Annotated in this window: 15 protein-coding genes; 6 read left to right on the top strand and 9 right to left on the bottom strand. The window is 66.7% G+C overall.

Features of this window, described 5'->3' with window-relative positions:
* Positions 1-22: 22 nt before the first annotated feature.
* Positions 23-877 carry an IclR family transcriptional regulator gene (locus H4P35_RS07500; protein ID WP_175156237.1) on the bottom strand — a complete coding sequence of 285 codons (855 nt, stop codon included), beginning with the start codon at positions 875-877 and terminating at the stop codon, positions 23-25.
* Positions 878-1,056: 179 nt separating this feature from the next.
* On the opposite strand from H4P35_RS07500, the gene H4P35_RS07495 reads away from it, so the two are divergent.
* The 3 genes from H4P35_RS07495 to H4P35_RS07485 all read left to right on the top strand — a co-directional run bounded on the left by H4P35_RS07495 (position 1,057) and on the right by H4P35_RS07485 (position 4,686).
* The gene (locus H4P35_RS07495) at positions 1,057-2,025 is read left to right on the top strand and encodes a tripartite tricarboxylate transporter substrate binding protein (protein WP_226848552.1); all 969 of its coding nucleotides are present in this window, start codon (positions 1,057-1,059) and stop codon (positions 2,023-2,025) included.
* A gap of 214 nt (positions 2,026-2,239) precedes the next feature.
* Positions 2,240-3,250, top strand: a complete 1,011-nt coding sequence (locus H4P35_RS07490; RefSeq protein ID WP_056322444.1) for an acyltransferase — start codon at positions 2,240-2,242, stop codon at positions 3,248-3,250.
* Between the two features lie 290 nt (positions 3,251-3,540).
* A complete protein-coding gene (locus tag H4P35_RS07485) occupies positions 3,541-4,686 on the top strand; it encodes an aromatic ring-hydroxylating dioxygenase subunit alpha (protein WP_062838656.1) in 1,146 nt (381 codons plus the stop codon).
* A gap of 80 nt (positions 4,687-4,766) precedes the next feature.
* Here H4P35_RS07485 and H4P35_RS07480 read toward each other — a convergent pair whose 3' ends face one another.
* The 5 genes from H4P35_RS07480 to H4P35_RS07460 all read right to left on the bottom strand — a co-directional run bounded on the left by H4P35_RS07480 (position 4,767) and on the right by H4P35_RS07460 (position 10,763).
* Positions 4,767-5,897 carry a TIGR03364 family FAD-dependent oxidoreductase gene (locus H4P35_RS07480; protein WP_226848551.1) on the bottom strand — a complete coding sequence of 377 codons (1,131 nt, stop codon included), beginning with the start codon at positions 5,895-5,897 and terminating at the stop codon, positions 4,767-4,769.
* Positions 5,898-5,912: 15 nt separating this feature from the next.
* On the bottom strand, positions 5,913-6,935 hold the full coding sequence (locus H4P35_RS07475) for a putative 2-aminoethylphosphonate ABC transporter substrate-binding protein (protein ID WP_152383812.1): 1,023 nt from the start codon (positions 6,933-6,935) through the stop codon (positions 5,913-5,915).
* 126 nt (positions 6,936-7,061) lie between these two features.
* Positions 7,062-7,892, bottom strand: a complete 831-nt coding sequence (gene phnX / locus H4P35_RS07470; RefSeq protein WP_193725270.1) for a phosphonoacetaldehyde hydrolase — start codon at positions 7,890-7,892, stop codon at positions 7,062-7,064.
* A gap of 17 nt (positions 7,893-7,909) precedes the next feature.
* Positions 7,910-9,712 (bottom strand): putative 2-aminoethylphosphonate ABC transporter permease subunit, encoded by a 1,803-nt coding sequence (locus H4P35_RS07465; RefSeq protein ID WP_226848550.1) that lies wholly within the window; start codon positions 9,710-9,712, stop codon positions 7,910-7,912.
* Positions 9,690-10,763, bottom strand: coding sequence for a putative 2-aminoethylphosphonate ABC transporter ATP-binding protein (locus H4P35_RS07460; RefSeq protein WP_226848549.1), 1,074 nt, complete (start codon positions 10,761-10,763; stop codon positions 9,690-9,692). Before H4P35_RS07460 ends, H4P35_RS07465 begins: the two co-directional genes overlap by 23 nt.
* A gap of 146 nt (positions 10,764-10,909) precedes the next feature.
* Between H4P35_RS07460 and H4P35_RS07455 the strand changes: the two genes are divergently transcribed.
* Together H4P35_RS07455 and H4P35_RS07450 are read left to right on the top strand one after the other, a co-directional pair.
* A complete protein-coding gene (locus tag H4P35_RS07455; protein WP_056322757.1) occupies positions 10,910-11,773 on the top strand; it encodes a LysR family transcriptional regulator in 864 nt (287 codons plus the stop codon).
* 53 nt (positions 11,774-11,826) lie between these two features.
* Entirely contained in the window at positions 11,827-12,396 is a 570-nt protein-coding gene (locus H4P35_RS07450) for a phosphonate degradation HD-domain oxygenase (RefSeq protein ID WP_056322428.1), read from the top strand.
* A gap of 57 nt (positions 12,397-12,453) precedes the next feature.
* On the opposite strand, the gene H4P35_RS07445 is transcribed toward H4P35_RS07450, so the two are convergent.
* Positions 12,454-13,305 carry a sulfurtransferase gene (locus H4P35_RS07445; protein WP_226848548.1) on the bottom strand — a complete coding sequence of 284 codons (852 nt, stop codon included), beginning with the start codon at positions 13,303-13,305 and terminating at the stop codon, positions 12,454-12,456.
* A gap of 39 nt (positions 13,306-13,344) precedes the next feature.
* On the bottom strand, positions 13,345-14,199 hold the full coding sequence (locus H4P35_RS07440) for a DMT family transporter (RefSeq protein ID WP_056322422.1): 855 nt from the start codon (positions 14,197-14,199) through the stop codon (positions 13,345-13,347).
* Between the two features lie 153 nt (positions 14,200-14,352).
* Between H4P35_RS07440 and htpX the strand changes: the two genes are divergently transcribed.
* A complete protein-coding gene (gene htpX / locus H4P35_RS07435) occupies positions 14,353-15,234 on the top strand; it encodes a protease HtpX (protein WP_056322419.1) in 882 nt (293 codons plus the stop codon).
* Positions 15,235-15,286: 52 nt separating this feature from the next.
* On the opposite strand, the gene H4P35_RS07430 is transcribed toward htpX, so the two are convergent.
* On the bottom strand, positions 15,287-16,678 hold the full coding sequence (locus tag H4P35_RS07430) for an L-serine ammonia-lyase (protein ID WP_226848547.1): 1,392 nt from the start codon (positions 16,676-16,678) through the stop codon (positions 15,287-15,289).
* Positions 16,679-16,789: the final 111 nt, after the last annotated feature.

The raw sequence follows: 16,789 nt of genomic DNA, 5'->3' as shown, positions 1-16,789 counted from the left end.
CGGCCCGCAAGGGCCCCGCGCGCTAGGCCGGCGCCCCCGCCAGGCCTGCCACGGCAGCCAGAAGCGCCGGGGCCACGCGGTCGCGAAGGAGCGAGGCCTCGAGCAGGCTGGCCGGTCCGCCGCAGCTCATGACGAAGACGCCCTCGCCCGTGATCGACGTGAACGGCACGGCGACGGCGTTGATGCCGGACTGCCATTCGCCGATTGCGAAGCAGCAGCCGGTTTGCGCGAGTTCGGCGCGCGCCCGCGCAATGGTCTCGGCGGCTGGGGCGCCCTGGTCCAGACGCGCGAGGACGGCGTCGCACTCGTCCGCGGGCAGGCTGGCGAGATAGGCGCGCCCCATGGCGCTGTCCAACGTGGCGCGGTAACCCACGGGCAAGCGCAAGTACAGCGCCGACGAGCCGTGGATGGCTTCGACGTAGGTCATGGCATCGCCGTCGAAGGCGCCCAGGGCCACGGCGCCACCGGTCTCGCGCGCCAGGTCGGTCATCGAGGCCTTGGCAAGCTCACGCACCTCTAGTCCCGCAAGCAGGCCGAATCCCAGCGCCAGCACACCATAGCCAGGCGAGTACTTGCCGGTGTCGGGGTGGTAGCGCAGATAACCCAGTTCAGTGAGCGTGTAGGTGATGCGGCTGATGGTGGGCTTGGGCAAGCCGGTCAGGCGCGCCAGGTCCAGGTTGCCCAGCGCGGCCACGCCGTGCCGGAAGCACCGCAGCACGTCCAGGCCCCGCGCCAGCGCCGTGATGAAGTCGGGCGAATGGGCGCCTTCTCCCGAGCCGGCGGCGCGCTTGCGGCGCGCGGGCAGGCTCAATTCAAGCTTCTGGTCCGGCTTGGACGGCGGGAGGGCGGCGCGCTTGCCGCCAGAAAATGATTGCATTTCTATACGCTTCGTTTTTATAGTTTATTTCGAATGACAAAATTAAATTCCATATGACGGAATTTAGAGCATCCAAGGAGACCTGGCAAGCGGCCCGATGTTCGCACCCGGCGTGCGTATCAAGTCAGCCAAGCCAGGCCCGTCGATCCACTCTGACCACGCGATTTCAAGGGGAAAACATGATTCGCAACAGCTTCAAACTGCTCGCCACCCTGATGCTCAGCGCTGCCGCGCTGGGCGCGCAGGCCAATACGTATCCGGCGCGGCCGATCAAGGTGATTTCGCCCTTCCCGGCCGGCGGCGCCACCGACGTGCTGACGCGCGTGCTGGCCGAGCGGATGGCCAAGAACCTGGGCCAGTCGATGATCGTGGAGAACAAGGCTGGCGCGGGCACGTCCATCGGCGCCGCCTACGTCTCGCGCGAAGCGCCGGACGGCTACACCATCCTGATGGCCACGAACTCCACGCTGGTGACCAACCGATATCTCTATAAGGAACTGCCCTACGACCCGGACAGCTTCGCCAAGATCGGCATGGTCGGCGTCGGCCCGCTGGTCCTGCTGTCCACGCCGAAGCGCCCGTTCAACAACACCCAGGACGTGGTGGCCTACGCCAAGCAGAATCCGGGCAAGCTGACGTTTGCCACGTTCGGTCCGGGCACCTCGTCGCATCTGGCCGGTGAACTGTTCAAGGAACGCGCCGGCATCGACATCCTGCACGTGCCGTTCAAGGGCGCCACGCAGGCCCTGCCCGCCCTGATCAGCGGCGACGTGGACCTGTTCTTCGACATGGTGGCCACCGGCATGCCGCAGGCCGACGCCGGCAAGGTCAAGGTCTTCGCGATCACCAGCCCCAAACGTCTGGCGACGCAGCCCAACCTGGGCACGCTGGCTGAACAGGGTTACCCGTCGTTCGACATGACCGCCTGGTTCAGCTTCGTTGCGCCCAAGGGCACCCCGGCCCCCGTGGTCGAACGCCTGCAAGCCGCACTGACCGAAACGCTGCAGGACGAAGCCGTGAAAAAGCGCTTGCTGGACATGGGCATCGACCCGCGTTCGGGCACCGCCGCCGAACTGGACAAGCAGATCAAGACCGAGCAGCCCATCGTGTCGCAGCTCATCAAGCAGGCCAACATCGTCCTGCAGTAAGCCTCGACCCGCCGGTTTCGTGACAAAACGTTCGCGGACCGCCGGCCCGCGATCGGCCTGCCCGCGGGCTCAGCTACGGGCAGGCCCCTTCCCCCCGACAGCGCCCTCCCGGCCCTGTCGGTTTTTTACGCGCGGCTTAACCCCTGGATACAGAAGTCGGCGTGGCGCCGCTGATAAGGTAAGGCGAGAAGAAGCCGAATCATCCGGGAGCCCGATGCCTCACTCCGAAGACCGATACGCCCGCCTTGACTCAGCCCGATGGCTGGCTGCGCTGGCCGTCGTTCTGCTGCACAGCGCCGCACTCATCGTCAGCGATCCCGCCGCGCATGGCCGCGGCGCATGGCTGGCCGCCAACCTGTATGACTCGGCCGCGCGCTGGTGCGTGCCCGTCTTCGTGATGGTGAGCGGCGCCCTGCTGCTCGATCCCGACAAGCCGCACGATGCGCGGCGCTTCTACAGCAAACGCATGGCGCGGATCTGCGCGCCGCTGCTGTTCTGGACGCTCTTCTACCTGGCGTGGCGCACCGGCCTGGATTGGTGGGACGACGGACGCGTGGACTTTTCGTTCTGGCCGCGCAAGGTCGCGCAGGGCGAGCCCTACTACCACCTTTGGTACCTGTACATGATCGTCGGCCTGTACCTGTTCGCGCCGCTGGTGCGGGTGCTGTATGCGCGCAGCACGCCGAAGGCGCGGGCGTTGTGGGTCGTGGGCATCCTGGGGGTGGCGATCCTTGACGCCCTGTATCGCCGCGCGCTGGGCGCGCCGCATGGTTTTTTCCTGACGTGGTTCCTGCCCTATCTGGGCTACTTCGTCGCCGGCCGCCTGATCTTTGACGGCGAGATGCGCGTGCCGCGCCCGGGCCTGATGCTTGCCGCCACCGTGGCCGCGACGGCGATGGGCGTGACGATCATGTCCAACGGCCACGTGCTGGACACCTACTTCTACGACTACTTCAGCCTGACGGTCCCGTTCATGTCGCTGGCCGCGTTCCAATGGATCGTGTCCTCGCCGCGGCTGCCCAGGCTTGCCGCGCTGGCCCCGCTGACCTTTGGCGTCTATCTCATCCATCCGGTCTTCCTGGATGTCGCGCGCCGCGCGGGCGCCTTTTCCGGCGGAGACCGCGATGTGTGGGCGGTGCCCTTGCTGACGATGATGGTGTTTGCGTTGTCAGCCGCCAGCAGCTGGCTGCTGCGCCGTCATCCGGCCACGCGCCGCCTCGTCTGAAAGACCTACGGATTAAAGGGTTAATGGCGCTTTGCGCCGGGTCAACACCACCCGCGGATTGCCTCGATAAGCCGGGGGGATTGCCCCGGGCGTCGCACAGGCCCTTGGGGTACAATTCACGGCTTACTTGATCGGCCAGACACCGATTTTTCTTCGCGCCAGAACGGATTCAACCAGGCTCGAATTCACGAACAAGACCCGCCGGAACCGTCGCCGGGATCCTGGACTTGAACAAAAGCACCTGGCAAGGCTCAAACCGTCCTGGCTTTTTTATCCGAGCGGAGGGAATCATGACCGACATCGGTCGGATGGCACATGTCGTGCCAGCTCGCACCCAGCTACCCGTCAGCGCATATTTTGACGAAGCCCTCTTTGCCCGCGAGCAAGAACTCATTTTCAAGCAATCCTCGCTTTATGTCGGCCACCAGAAATTGGTGCCCGAAATCGGGGATTGGCGTACGTTGGTCCAGGAAAACGGAGGGCGCTCGCTGGTTCGCAACCAGCACGGCGTCGAACTCATCTCAAATGTCTGCCGCCACCGTCAGGCACTGATGCTTGGCGGCCAAGCCGGCAACGTGGCTGGCAACTGCAACACGCATGGCAACCTGAAGGCCACGGGCGGCAATATTGTCTGCCCGCTGCATCGCTGGACGTACAACAACCAGGGTGAGTTGTTGGGCGCGCCGCAGTTCGAGACCACGCCCTGCATGAACCTGCAGAAGTTCCGCCTGCGCGATTGCCACGGGCTGCTCTTCGAAGGCCCGCGCGATCCGGCCGCCGACATGGCGCCGCTGTTTGCGCGTCCCGAGTTCGACTTCGGCGACTACGTGCTGGACCACGTTGAAGTGCATCAGTGCAACTACAACTGGAAGACCTTCATCGAGGTCTACCTCGAGGACTACCACGTCGGCCCGTTCCATCCCGGACTGGGGCGTTTCGTCACCTGCGACGACCTGACCTGGGAGTTCAACGACTGGTACAGCCTGCAGAAGGTGGGCGTGCACAATGCGTTGGCGCAGCCGGGCTCGGACGTCTACAAGCAGTGGCACGACCGCCTGCTGTCGTTCCGCGAAGGCGACGCCCCCGACTTCGGCGCCGTGTGGGTCACGTACTTCCCGACGCACATGATCGAGCTCTATCCGCACGTGCTTGTGCTGTCCACGCTGTACCCAAAGAGCCCGCAGGAAACGGTGAATGTGGTCGAGTTCTACTACCCCGAGGAAATCGCCGCCTTCGAGCGCGAATTCGTCGAGGCGCAGCGCGCGGCCTACATGGAAACGGCCATCGAGGACGACGAGATCGCCGAACGCATGGACGCTGGCCGCAAGGCATTGATGCTGCGCGGCGTGAACGAGACCGGTCCCTACCAGTCGCCCATGGAAGACGGCATGCAGCACTTTCATGAGTGGTACCGCCGCATCATGCAAGCGGTGTAGTTCCCCTGCCCCGGCTTGCAAGACAAAGGGCCTCGCGATATCGGTTCCGATTCGCGAGGCCCTTTTTTCGTCTGGATGCGTCAGCGTCCGATGACACCAGCGACCGTCCTTTCTCCGATCGCCAGCCCCACCGTCATGCCGACGCCGGAGTGCATGACCGCCACCGTGGTCGCCGGATCCACCGGCATGACCGAGAACGGCGCCGGCCCGTGCGCGCCGTAGACGCCCTGCCAGCGCTCCACCACGCGCAGCCGCGCGCCCAATGCCTGCGACGCCAGGTCCAGCATCGCGTTGTCGACGGCCTCGTCATTGAACGGCAGCGCGTCCTGCCCATAGCGATGCGAATCGCCGATGATCAGTTCGCCGTAGGGCGTGGGGCTGATCAGCAGGTGGATGCCGTTTTCCAGCAGCATGGGCGTGCGCGCCTGGATCACGCCGCGCAGCGCCTGCGCCGTGGGCAGGTCCGAGAACGCGCCGTAATGCACGCACGACAGCCCGGTCAGCAGCGGCCGGTCCAGCGCGATGGGATGCGTGTCGAACACCGCACGCAGCATCTGCAGGCGCGTGATCTCCAGATCCAGCGGCGCGAACAGTTCCGGCAGCAGGGTCAGGTAGTCGTGGCCCGGGCACACGAACACGTGCGTGCCCGTGAAGTCGCCCGCCGACGTGCTGACTTCGCCCTTTTCCACGGCGCGCGCGAGCGTTCCGGTGATGAAGTCCACGCCCAACGAAGACTGCAGGTAGTGCGTGATGGCCGGCAGCGCCTCGCGCGAATAGATCTGCAGATCGTCGTGGCCGCGCAGCGCCAGGCAGTGATGCGCGAGCCGGCCGCCATAAAGGCCGGTCACCTCACGCGCGGAAAGCAGATCCGCGCGATACCCTTCCTGCCGCAGGCGCGTGTCCGCGAACTCCTGCAGCACGTCGGCCTCGTCGACGTTGCGGGCCAGCACCAGCGCCCCGTTGGCGCGCACATGAAAGCCCGCCTTGTCCGCCAGGTCGAGCCACAGCTCGCGCGACTGCTGCGCGTGCGACAGCATCGTGCCGGGCGCCTGCCCCGTCACGATGACCTGTCCGAAGTTGCGGATGGTGGCGCCGTGGGCCTGGCGGCTGCGCTCGATGACGGCAACGGACAGGCCGCGCTTGGCGGCCGCCCAGGCATGCGCGATGCCGAGCATGCCCGCGCCCACCACGATTACGTCGTAAGTCTCCATCGCCGGGACGCCGCCTTACTTCTTCTTGGGCTCGGACTTGCCGTCGTAGCGGCGGGTCCACTCCGCAATGATGCGGTCGCGATTCGTGGCGGCCCACGTGAAGTCGTTCTTGATCATGCGCGCGGTCAGGTCGGCGGGCAGGTTCGGGTTGGCCGTGGCGATCGACGGAATCGCCAGCACCGCGAAGTTGGCCTTGTACAGCTCATTGGCCTCGCGGCTGGCCGAGAAGTCAGCCAGCTTGCGGGCGGCTTCCAGGTTCTTGGTGCCCTTCATGATGGCGGTGGCTTCCACTTCCCAGCCCAGGCCTTCCGAGGGGAACACGGCTTCGACCGGCGCCCCATCAGCCTTCAGCTTGGCCGCGCGGTAGTCGAACGAAATGCCGATCGGGAATTCTCCGGCGGCAGCCATGTTGCACGGCTTGGAGCCCGAGTGCGTGTACGAGCCGATGTTCTTGTGCAGGGCGTCCATGTAAGCCCAGCCCTTTTCTTCGCCAAACATCTGCAGCCAGGCGCTCACGTCCAGAAAGCCCGTGCCGGACGAGGCCGGGTTGGGCATGACGATCTTGCCGGCATACACCGGCTTGGTCAGGTCCTGCCACGACGTGGGCTTGGGCAGCTTCTGCTTATCGGCTTCGATCGTGTTGAAGCAGATGGCGGCGGCGTAGCCGTCCATGCCGACCCAGGCGGGTTCGGCCTTGGCGTCGCGCATGTTGGCGGCGATCTGGTCCAGGCCCTTGGGGGCGTAGGGCTGCAGCATCCCTTCCTTGTCCATCAGGCCCAGCGCCGTGCCGGCCAGGCCCCAGATCACGTCGGCCTTGGGGTTGTTCTTCTCGGCCAGCAGCTTGGCGGCGATGATGCCGGTGGAGTCGCGCACCCACTGGATCTTGATGTCGGGATTGGCCTTTTCGAAGGCGGCCTGGTAGGCCTTGATCTGGTCGGCTTCCAGCGCCGTGTAGACGGTCAGCGTGGTCTCGGCCGAGGCGGCGCCCATCACGCCCGTCAGGGCGGCGGCCAGTGCAAGCAGCTTGTAGCGATTCATGAACAACTCCGTGCGTGAGCGAAAAACAGGATGAACGAGGTCCCCGCGGCCGGCGGCTGCCGGCTGCGGATCGCGGTGAGTCAAAGGTTTCGGGGTGGCCCGGGACGCCGGGCGGAAGGGTTTAGATCAGGGGCGTTCGCCTCGCGCCAGACGGGCTTCGATGTCGTCGACCACGGCCGGCAGATCAGCCACCGTGTCGATCACGTAATGCGGGCCGGCCGGTACCAGCTCCGCGCGCGCGGCGGCGCGTGCTGCGTCACGGGCGGGGCCGGCAAGGCCAAGGTATTCGTCCAGCGTCAGGCCCGCGGCGTTGCCCGACAGCAAGAGGCCGACGGTCCACATGCCGGCGCGGCGGCCTTCTTCGATGCCCGGCGCGGTGTCGTCGACCTTGATGCACGCGGCCACGTCGGACAGGCCCAGCTCGACCACGTTCTTTAAGGCCATCGCGGGCGCCGGACGCGCGCGCGGGACCTCGTCGCTGGCGACGATGCAATCGGGCGTCAGGTTATCGGCGGCCGCACGCTCGACGACGCGGCGCATCACACTGGCGGGATAGCCGGAGCACGAACCGATCTTCAGGCCGCGCCCGCGCAAGGCGCGCATCACGTCGGCCGCGCCGGGAATGGCGGCCGAATACTGCGCCACCTTCTCCAGCTGCATCGGCAGAAAGCGCTCGTAGATGGCGGTGACGTCGTCGTCGCTGGGCACGCGGCCGAAGCGGGCCAGATACTGGGCGGCGATGGCGGGCTGGTCGCACAGGGTACGGATGTGGTCCCACTTGCCCATGCCCATCGGGCCGCGCGCCTCCTTCAGCGACACGTCCATGCCGAACTGCGCGAACGCGTCCACGAACACCTTGGTGGGCGCAAAGGAGCCGAAGTCGACCAGCGTGCCGGCCCAGTCGAAGATCACCGCCTCGAGGCGGACGGGCAAGGGTTGAACTGTCATGGAAGTCATCCTGAAAAATTGGCCGGTCAACGGGTCGCCGGGCGCCGCCAGGCCTGCGTGCGCGCCACCAGGGCACGGCTGGCCAGGTGCAAGACCAGGGCGGCAACGGCGGAGCTGGCCATGATGACCGTGCACATGGCGGCGGCCGGACCGATGAAGCCGGCGTCGTCCATGTTAAGCACGGCCACGGCGGCCAGCACCTTCGACGGGCTGTAGAGAAACACCACGGCCGACACCGTCGTCATGGCGGATACGAAAAGGTAGCGGGCAACATCCAGCGCCGCGGGCAGGCACATCGGCAGCGTCACGCGCAGGAAGGTCGTCAGGCGCGGCACCTTCAGCGACGCGGAGGCGGCCTCGAACTCCGGGTCGAGCGCATTGAGCGCCGTGGCGGCTGTCAGGTGGGCGCTGGTGTAGAAGTGCACGACCGTGCACAACACCAGCAGCGGCATCGTCCCGTACAGCACGTTCAGGGGGTTTGCCAGGCTATTGAAAAAGAAGATGTAGCCCAGGCCCAGCACCAGCCCCGGCACCGCCATCGGCATCAGCGCCAACATGCCGGCCATGCCGCGCAGGCCGCGCGCCATCGCGCCGCGCGCAGGCACCTTCTCCATCATCCACGCGCCCACGAAGACCACCACGGTGCCCACAAGCGCCGTGAAGAACGCGAGCTGCAGGCTGTTGCGCCAGGCGAGCCAGCCGCCGCCGTCCATGTTGTCGAAGTCGTAAGAACGCAGCGACATCGACAGGTTGTACGGCCACATCTTCACGAACGACGCCCACACCGCCACACCGATGATGAGCAGCAGAAAGGCAGCCATCACGCCGGCCAGCGCCAGGAATGCCGCGTCGCGGCGGCCGTTCACGCCAGCCGCGTAAGGCTGCGCGCGGCCGCTCATCTGGGCGCCCTGGCGGGCCCGCAGCCGGCGGTCCAGCACGAAGGTCAGCAGCGCCGGCAGCAGCAACAGGATGCCGATGGCCGCGCCCTTGGGGAAATTCTGCTGCCCCACCACCGCCTTGTAGGCCTCCATGGCGAGTACGTTGTAGTCGCCGCCCACCACCTTGGGCACGCCAAAGTCGGTGACGGTCAGCGTGAAGACCACGCAGCAGGCCGAGAACACCGCGTAACGCGTGCCGGGCAGCGTGACCGTCATGAAGGTGCGCCACGTGCCCGCGCCCATGGCGCGCGCCGCGTCATAGAGGCGGCCGTCGGCCAGGGCCAGGCCCGTCAGCAGGATCATGAGCGCATGCGGAAACGTGTAGAACGCCTCGCCCACCACGATGCCCCAGAAGCCATAGATCGTGGCGCCGCCGGTCAGGCCCTTGAGCAGTCCCTGATTGCCCAGCAGATAGACCAGCGCGATGCCGGGCAGCAGCGACGGCGCAAGCAGCGGCAACAGCGCGATCGTGCGCAGGATGCCCTTGCCCGGCAGGCGGGTGCGCGTGAGGCCATAGGCAAAGCCGTAGGCGCAGGGCACGACCAGCAACGTCGTCACGATTCCCACGGCCAGGCTGCGCCCCACCATGTCCAGGAAACCATCGGCGCCGATGATGCCCGCGATGACAGACAGGCCGGCCCAGCCGCCATCGGCGTCCGTCACCGATTTGACGAGGATCGCCGCCAGGGGCAGCGCCAGGAATACGAGCAGGCCGAGCGCCAGACCGCCCTGCCCCAGCGCCAGGCCCAGCGCGCCGATCCAGGCGGGCAGCGGGCGGCGCCCCAAGGCGGGCAGCGGGGCGAAGGCGGCGGGAGCCGCGGAATGGGGCGCGGTCTGACCCACGGCGCGCGAATCGTTCATGGCCGGATCAAGCGTAGGCGCGTATCGCATGGCGCGGCAGCTCCACCCAGCAACGGCTGGCAGCGTGAGGGCCCAAGAGGGCATCTCCGGTTTCGGGGGACACGATGGAATGCACGGTGGCGCCAGGCACGCCTTCCAGGCGCAGGGCAAGGCGGTAGCTGCGCCCCAGGAACACGCCGTCCAGCACGTCGGCCAGCATGGCGTTGGGCTCTTCGGGCTTGGCCATGCTGACGCGCACGGCTTCGGGCCGCACGAAGAGTTTGCCCGAGCGGGCGTCCAGCGCCGAGTCGACCGCCAGCTCCTGCCGCCCCACCCGGGCGCGATGCGTATCGATGCGTTCGAACGGCAGCCAGTTGGCTTCGCCCACAAAGTCAGCGATGAAGGCCGACCCCGGCTGGCGGTAGAGTTCGCGCGGCGTGCCGTACTGCTCGATCACCCCGCCATTCATCACGGCGATGCGGTCGGCCATCACCATGGCCTCTTCCTGGTCATGCGTCACCATCAGCGTGGTGATGGACAGGCGCTTTTGCAGCGCGCGCAGTTCGATTCGCAGGTGTTCGCGCACCCGCGCATCCAGCGCCGACATGGGTTCGTCCAGCAACAGCAGCGACGGCGACGGGGCCAGCGCGCGCGCCAGCGCCACGCGCTGTTGCTGGCCGCCCGAAATCTGGCCGGGATACTTCTGCGCCGCGCCGGCCAGGCCGACCAGCGTCAGCATTTCCTCGACGCGGCTGGCGACGTGGTTGCGATGGGCGCGCTTGCCGCTCAGGCCATAGGCCACGTTCTGTGCCACGGTCAGGTTCGGAAACAGCGCATAGGACTGGAACAGGATGCCGTAGTCGCGCGCCTGCGGCTCGGCATGGGAAATATCACGGCCGGACAGCACGATGGTTCCGCTGTCCTGGCGCTCCAGGCCGGCGATCGCGCGCAGCAGCGTCGTCTTGCCGCACCCCGACGGCCCCAACAGGCACACCAATTCTCCGGCGCGGATATCCAGCGAAACGTCGGCCAGCGCCGTGTGGCTGCCGAATCGCTTCACGAGATTCTGCACGGAGAGAAAGGCGGTATCGCGTTGGGGCATGGGGCCTCCGGTCTGGGAACGAAGGCAGTATGGGAGCCGCGTATTGAGCGTTTATGACACTTCGCGCAAATGCAGTAATAAAAACATCAAATTATTTTGGTGTACTGGCGGTCTTGCGCATTGCGTCCAACCTTCGCCCCCCGACCGTGCTCGTCGCCGAACTCAAATCCTTCTATGCCGTGGCCCGCTGCGGAACCGTCACCAAGGCCGCCGCCCAGCTGGGCGTCAGCCAGCCCACGGTGACGGGGCAATTGCGCCAGCTTGAATCGCGCTACGGCATCGAGCTGTTTCATCGGCAGGGGCGCGGCATGCGGCTGTCGGACGCCGGGCAAAACCTGATGCCGATGGTCGAGAAGCTGGTGCAGCAGGAGACCGAGATCGACTTCCGGCTGCGCGACGCGAGCGACCTGCGCGAGGGCAACCTGCGCATTGGCGCGACCGGCCCCTACTACATCATGGATACCGTGCGGCGCTACAACCAGCGCTATCCCGGCATCGACCTGACGGTCACGATCGGCAATTCGCAGTCGATGCTGCAGGCGCTGCAGGATTACCGCATCGAGATTGCCACGTCTTCCTTTCTGATGGATGACAAGCACCTGTACCGCCGCAAGATCGCCGCGGACCCGATCCGCGTGGTGGCGCATCGCGATCATCCGCTGGCCCGGCGCGGCCAGGTGCGGCTGGCCGATCTGGCCGAGCATGCGCTGCTGCTGCGCGAGCCCGGCTCCATGACGCGCCAACTGACCGAAGACGCGCTGCGAGCGGCCGGCGTCACCGTGCGCCGCACGCTGGAGATCGGCAGCCGCGAGTCGATCCGCCAGGCCATCCTGTGCGAACTGGGCATCAGCCTCATCCCATCACGCGAAATTCCGTCCCATCCCGATCTGGCAGCCCTGGACATCCAGGACGCCGGCATCGTGATGAATGAATACCTGTACTGCTTGCGCGAGCGCCAACCGGTGCAACTCATCGCGCGCTTTCTGGAGATGGCGCCGGCAGCCGGCTGACCGTCGCGGTCACTGTCCCGCCTCTTCCCCTTGCGGCCACTCAGGAGACAACCATGGCCTTGACCCTGCAGGACATCGAACAGCTTTTCCTTGAACGCGGACACCGGTCCTATGACGGTGAATCCGTCAGCCATCTGCGCCATGCGCTGCAAACGGCCGCACTGGCCGAACAGCACGGCGCCAAAGCCCATCTCATCACGGCCTGCCTGCTGCATGACCTGGGCCATCTGATCGCCGACCGGCCGGGCACGCCCACGCTGCGCGGCATCGACGACAAGCATCAGTATTTCGTGCTGCCCTTCCTGCGCGGCTTGTTCAGTTCCGCCGTGCTGGACCCCATTCGGCTGCACGTGGAAGCCAAGCGCTACCTCTGCTACGTGGAACCGCAGTACGAAGCGAAGCTGTCGGACGATTCCCGCCGCAGCCTGGCGCTGCAGGGCGGCAGCTTCGACGCGGGCCAGGCGGTCGACTTCGCCAGCATGCCCGGCGCGCCGGACGCGATACGTCTGCGGCGCTGGGACGACATGGCCAAGGTGCCGGGGCTGGCCACGCCGCCGCTCGACCACTTCCTGGAGATCGCCGAAAGCGTGTCCGGCCGCGTCAAGCTGGCCGCCGTCTGGTAACGGCCGCGCACCGCCCATGAAAAAAGCCAGGGTGCGTTGCCCTGGCTTTTTGTTCGTTTAATCGCCCTTGGCCACCGGCCGGGCGGGATCGCTGCACCATTCGCTCCACGACCCCGGATAGAGGCGCGAGCCCGTCAGGCCGGCAATCTCCATGGAAAGCAGGTTGTGGCAGGCCGTGATGCCCGAGCCGCACTGGTGGACGACCGAGGCTGGGTCGCGCCCCGCCAGCAGGCTGCCGAACTCCGCGCGCAGCTGCTCGGCCGTCTTGAAACGGCCATCGGGCTGCAGGTTTTCGCCGTTCGGGCGGTTCAGCGCGCCGGGGATATGGCCGGCCACCGGGTCCATGGGTTCGACTTCGCCGCGATACCGGTTGGCGGCGCGCGCGTCGACGACCGTGAACGACGGCTGGGCGATGTTGGCCAGAACCGCCTGGGCATCGACCGTGCCCGCCAGGGACTTGCCCGGTTCGACAGGCGTGCCCGGCTGCACCGCCGGCGCCGGATCGTGGCTGACGGGCAGCCCCGCAGCCGTCCAGGCCTGCCAACCGCCATCCAGCACGGCGACCCGGTCATGGCCCAGCCAGCGCAGCATCCACCACAGATGCGCGGCGTACATGCCGCCGCTGGCGTCGTAGGCCACCACCAGCGTGCCGGGCGTCACGCCATGCGCGGCCATCAGGGCGCCGAATTGCGCCCGGTCGGGCAGCGGATGCCGTCCGTTCTTGCCCGTGCGGGCGGCGGCCAGCTCGGTTTCGTGATCCAGGAAGCGGGCCCCGGGGATGTGGCCTGCGTCGTAGGCCTGGCGGCCCGCCGAATGATTGGTCAGGTCATGGCGCACGTCGAACACGCGCACGTCGGGCGAGGCCAGGCGGGCAGAGAGATCGGCGGCGGTGATCAGGGTCGTCGTCATGCGATGGGGCTCCTGTGTGAAAAGCGGCGGGCGCCGGGATCAGCCCGGCTTGGGGTCGCGCATGGTGCGCCACACCGACAGCAGGCCCGCGAAAATGATGAGGCCCATGCCGGCCCAGGCCACGACGTCCAGATGGTCGCCCCAGAAGCCCATGCCGATCAGTGCCGCGAAGATGATGGTGCTGTACTGCAAGGCGGCGGTCAGCAGCGCCGACCCCATGCCGAACGCCCGGGTCATGGCCAACTGCCCGAACAGCCCCGCGACGCCCACGCCCAGGAGCGACAGGTAGCCGGTCCAGTCCGCGTAGCCCCAGCCCTCGAACGCCAGGCCGGCGGCGCTGGAGGCGCACACGGCCACCGAAAAGAACAGCACGGTGCGCCATTCGGGTTCGCCAATGCGGCCCAATTGGCGGATCTGCATCATCGCAATGGCGGACATGGCCCCCGCCCCCATGCCGAGCAGCGCAGCAAGCCACTGGTCGTCGTTGATGCTTGGCCGCAGCACGGCGATCACGCCCAGAAAGCCCAGCACCACGGCCAGGATCCGCACCGGGTCGCGCTGCGCCCCGCCCCATCCCAGCATCCAGCAGGCGATGAACAGCGGCGCCGTGTAGTTCAGGCTGGTGGCGGTGGCCAGCGGCAGATGGGAGATGGCAAAAAAGCCCAGCCACATCGAGGTGACGCCGGACAGATTGCGCCAGATGTGCAGCTTCCAGCTGGTGGGAATGATGGACTGGCGGCCAGCGCGCGCCCAGAGCAGCAGCAGGATCACCGAGGGCAGGCCGCGAAAGAGCACGACCTGCGGCAGCGATGCGCCGTGTTCGGTGCCGAGCTTCACGAACGACCCCATGATGGCGAACATGGCGGACGCCACCAACATCCAAAGTGCTTGCATGCGGGTCTACGCTAAGGGAAAAGGGGGAAGGAATAAGGGAAAGCGATACTATACTCTCCGTCACCGGGCGAGGAGCCGGCGAGTCGGGGAACTGGCAAGGCTCCGCCATGTCGAAATCCGGGTATTTGCCGCTCGCAGAGGAATATAAAAAACATGAAACGCATTGTTCTGTTCGTCATTACCAACCTGGCCGTCATGCTCGTGCTGTCGGCCACGCTTCGCATCCTGGGCGTAGATCGTGTCATCACGGCCAACGGGATCAACTTCAACGCGCTCCTGATCTTCTCGGTCGTGGTCGGCTTCACCGGCGCCATCATCTCGCTCCTCATGAGCAAGCCAATGGCCAAATGGAGCACCGGCGCGCAGGTGCTGGATCCCAACTCGCCCCGCAACCAGCGCGAGGCCTGGCTGGTCGACACCGTCCACCAACTGGCCGACCGCGCCGGCATCGGCCGCCCCGAAGTCGCCATCTACGAAGGCGCCCCCAATGCATTTGCCACGGGCGCATTCAAGAACGACTCGCTGGTCGCGGTGTCCACGGGCTTGCTCGAAAGCATGACCGAAGAGGAAGTCGCGGCCGTGCTGGCGCACGAAGTCGCGCACATCGCCAACGGCGACATGGTCACCCTGACCCTGATCCAGGGCGTGGTGAACACCTTCGTCATCTTCCTGGCGCGCGTGGTCGGCTACTTCATCGACCGTGTCGTGTTCAAGAACGAACGCGGCATCGGCCCTGGGTACTTCGTCACCGTGCTGGTCTGTGAAATCATCTTCGGCGTGCTGGCCTCGATCATCGTGGCCTGGTTCTCGCGCCAGCGCGAATACCGCGCCGACGCCGGCTCGGCCCACCTGATGGGCGCCCGCGAACCGATGATCCGTGCGCTCGCCCGCCTGGGCGGCCTGGAACCGGGCGAACTGCCCAAGTCCTTCGAAGCGTCCGGTATCACCGGCAAGGGCGGCCTGGCGGCCATGTTCGCCTCGCACCCGCCGATCCCGGCCCGCATCGCCGCGCTGCAGAACGCTCGCGTGATCTGACCGGTCACCGGCCGCAAAAAAGCCCGCTTCGGCGGGCTTTTTTGCGTACAACTCAGCACTCGACGATATTCACCGCCAAACCGCCCCGCGCCGTTTCCTTGTACTTGGTCTTCATGTCGGCGCCGGTTTCGCGCATGGTCTTGATGACCGAATCCAGCGACACGTAGTGCTGGCCGTCGCCGCGCAGCGCCATGCGGGCGGCGTTCACGGCCTTGACCGAGGCCATGGCGTTGCGTTCGATACAGGGAATCTGCACCAGTCCGCCGACGGGATCGCAGGTCAGGCCCAGGTTGTGCTCCATGCCGATCTCGGCCGCGTTTTCCACCTGCTCCACCGACCCGCCCAGCGCCGCCGCCAGTCCGCCGGCCGCCATCGAACAGGCCACGCCGACTTCACCCTGGCAGCCCACTTCCGCGCCGGACAGCGACGCGTTGTACTTGTAGAGCAGCCCGATCGCCGCCGCGGTCAGCAGGAATTCGCGCACGCCCTCGCGGTTGGCGCCCGGCACGAAGCGGTCGTAATAGTGCAGCACGGCCGGAATGATGCCCGCCGCGCCGTTGGTCGGCGCCGTGACCACCCGGCCGCCCGCGGCGTTCTCTTCGTTGACGGCCATCGCGTACAGGTTCACCCAATCCATGACGGAAAGCGGGTCGGACAACGTGCGCTCGGCCCGCTGGGTGAGATTACGGTAGAGCTCGGGGGCGCGCCGGCGCACGCGCAGCGGGCCGGGCAACTCGCCGTCCGCTTCCGGATAGTTGATGCCGCAGCCGCGCGCCACGCAGTCCTGCATGACCTGCCAGATGCGGTCCAGGCCGGCATTGACCTCCGAGGTTTCGCGCCAGGTCAGCTCGTTCTGCATCATGACCTGCGCCACCGTCATACCGTTGTCCTGGCACATGGCCAGCAGTTCGCGACCCATGCGAAACGGGTACGGCAACTGGTCGTGCGCCGCGATGACCTGGCTGTTGGAGGCGCCGGCTGTGACGACGAAGCCGCCGCCCACCGACAGGTAGCGGGCCTCGCGCAGGGACTGGCCGTCGGCGTCGAATGCGTGGAATTTCATGCCGTTGGGGTGTTCGGCCATGGCTTCGCGGCGGTAGAACATCATGTGTTCCTTTTCCACGAAGGGCAGCGGGTACTTGCCCAGCAACGGCAACTGCCGGCTGGCGCGCACCGAGGCAATCATGCCGGCGATGGCCGCGGGGTCGACCGTATCCGGCGCCTCGCCCATCAGGCCCAGCAGCACGCCCTTGTCGGTGCCGTGCCCCTTGCCGGTGGCGCCCAGCGATCCGTACAGTTCGGCCCGCACGCTGGCCACGCGCGGAACAAGGCCGTCACGCTCGAGCCCTTGCGCAAATAGCAGCGCCGCCCGCATCGGGCCCACGGTATGAGAGCTCGACGGGCCAATGCCTATCTTGAACAGATCGAAAACGGAAACGGCCACGCCAAACTCCAATACATCCACCAACGATCAGGCAATGATACGCGCGAGCCCGGGCGCACGCAGCAAAGCCCCGCCCGGCGTATCCTGTATCTTCGCGCCGGGTGTCAAAGC

The organism is Achromobacter sp. 77 (genome assembly GCF_020541125.1).
In the GTDB taxonomy this organism is placed as follows: domain Bacteria; phylum Pseudomonadota; class Gammaproteobacteria; order Burkholderiales; family Burkholderiaceae_B; genus Achromobacter; species Achromobacter mucicolens.
The sequence above is the reverse complement of the archived record's forward strand: the minus strand, read 5'-3'. Positions and strand labels throughout refer to the sequence as shown.

Bases quoted from the DNA above. Each gene is read 5' to 3' on its own strand.
- H4P35_RS07500 (WP_175156237.1), bottom strand. From the start codon at position 877: ATGCAATCATTTTCTGGCGGCAAGCGCGCCGCCCTCCCGCCGTCCAAG.
- H4P35_RS07495 (WP_226848552.1), top strand. From the start codon at position 1,057: ATGATTCGCAACAGCTTCAAACTGCTCGCCACCCTGATGCTCAGCGCT.
- H4P35_RS07490 (WP_056322444.1), top strand. From the start codon at position 2,240: ATGCCTCACTCCGAAGACCGATACGCCCGCCTTGACTCAGCCCGATGG.
- H4P35_RS07485 (WP_062838656.1), top strand. From the start codon at position 3,541: ATGACCGACATCGGTCGGATGGCACATGTCGTGCCAGCTCGCACCCAG.
- H4P35_RS07480 (WP_226848551.1), bottom strand. From the start codon at position 5,897: ATGGAGACTTACGACGTAATCGTGGTGGGCGCGGGCATGCTCGGCATC.
- H4P35_RS07475 (WP_152383812.1), bottom strand. From the start codon at position 6,935: ATGAATCGCTACAAGCTGCTTGCACTGGCCGCCGCCCTGACGGGCGTG.
- phnX (WP_193725270.1), bottom strand. From the start codon at position 7,892: ATGACTTCCATGACAGTTCAACCCTTGCCCGTCCGCCTCGAGGCGGTG.
- H4P35_RS07465 (WP_226848550.1), bottom strand. From the start codon at position 9,712: ATGCGATACGCGCCTACGCTTGATCCGGCCATGAACGATTCGCGCGCC.
- H4P35_RS07460 (WP_226848549.1), bottom strand. From the start codon at position 10,763: ATGCCCCAACGCGATACCGCCTTTCTCTCCGTGCAGAATCTCGTGAAG.
- H4P35_RS07450 (WP_056322428.1), top strand. From the start codon at position 11,827: ATGGCCTTGACCCTGCAGGACATCGAACAGCTTTTCCTTGAACGCGGA.
- H4P35_RS07445 (WP_226848548.1), bottom strand. From the start codon at position 13,305: ATGACGACGACCCTGATCACCGCCGCCGATCTCTCTGCCCGCCTGGCC.
- H4P35_RS07440 (WP_056322422.1), bottom strand. From the start codon at position 14,199: ATGCAAGCACTTTGGATGTTGGTGGCGTCCGCCATGTTCGCCATCATG.
- htpX (WP_056322419.1), top strand. From the start codon at position 14,353: ATGAAACGCATTGTTCTGTTCGTCATTACCAACCTGGCCGTCATGCTC.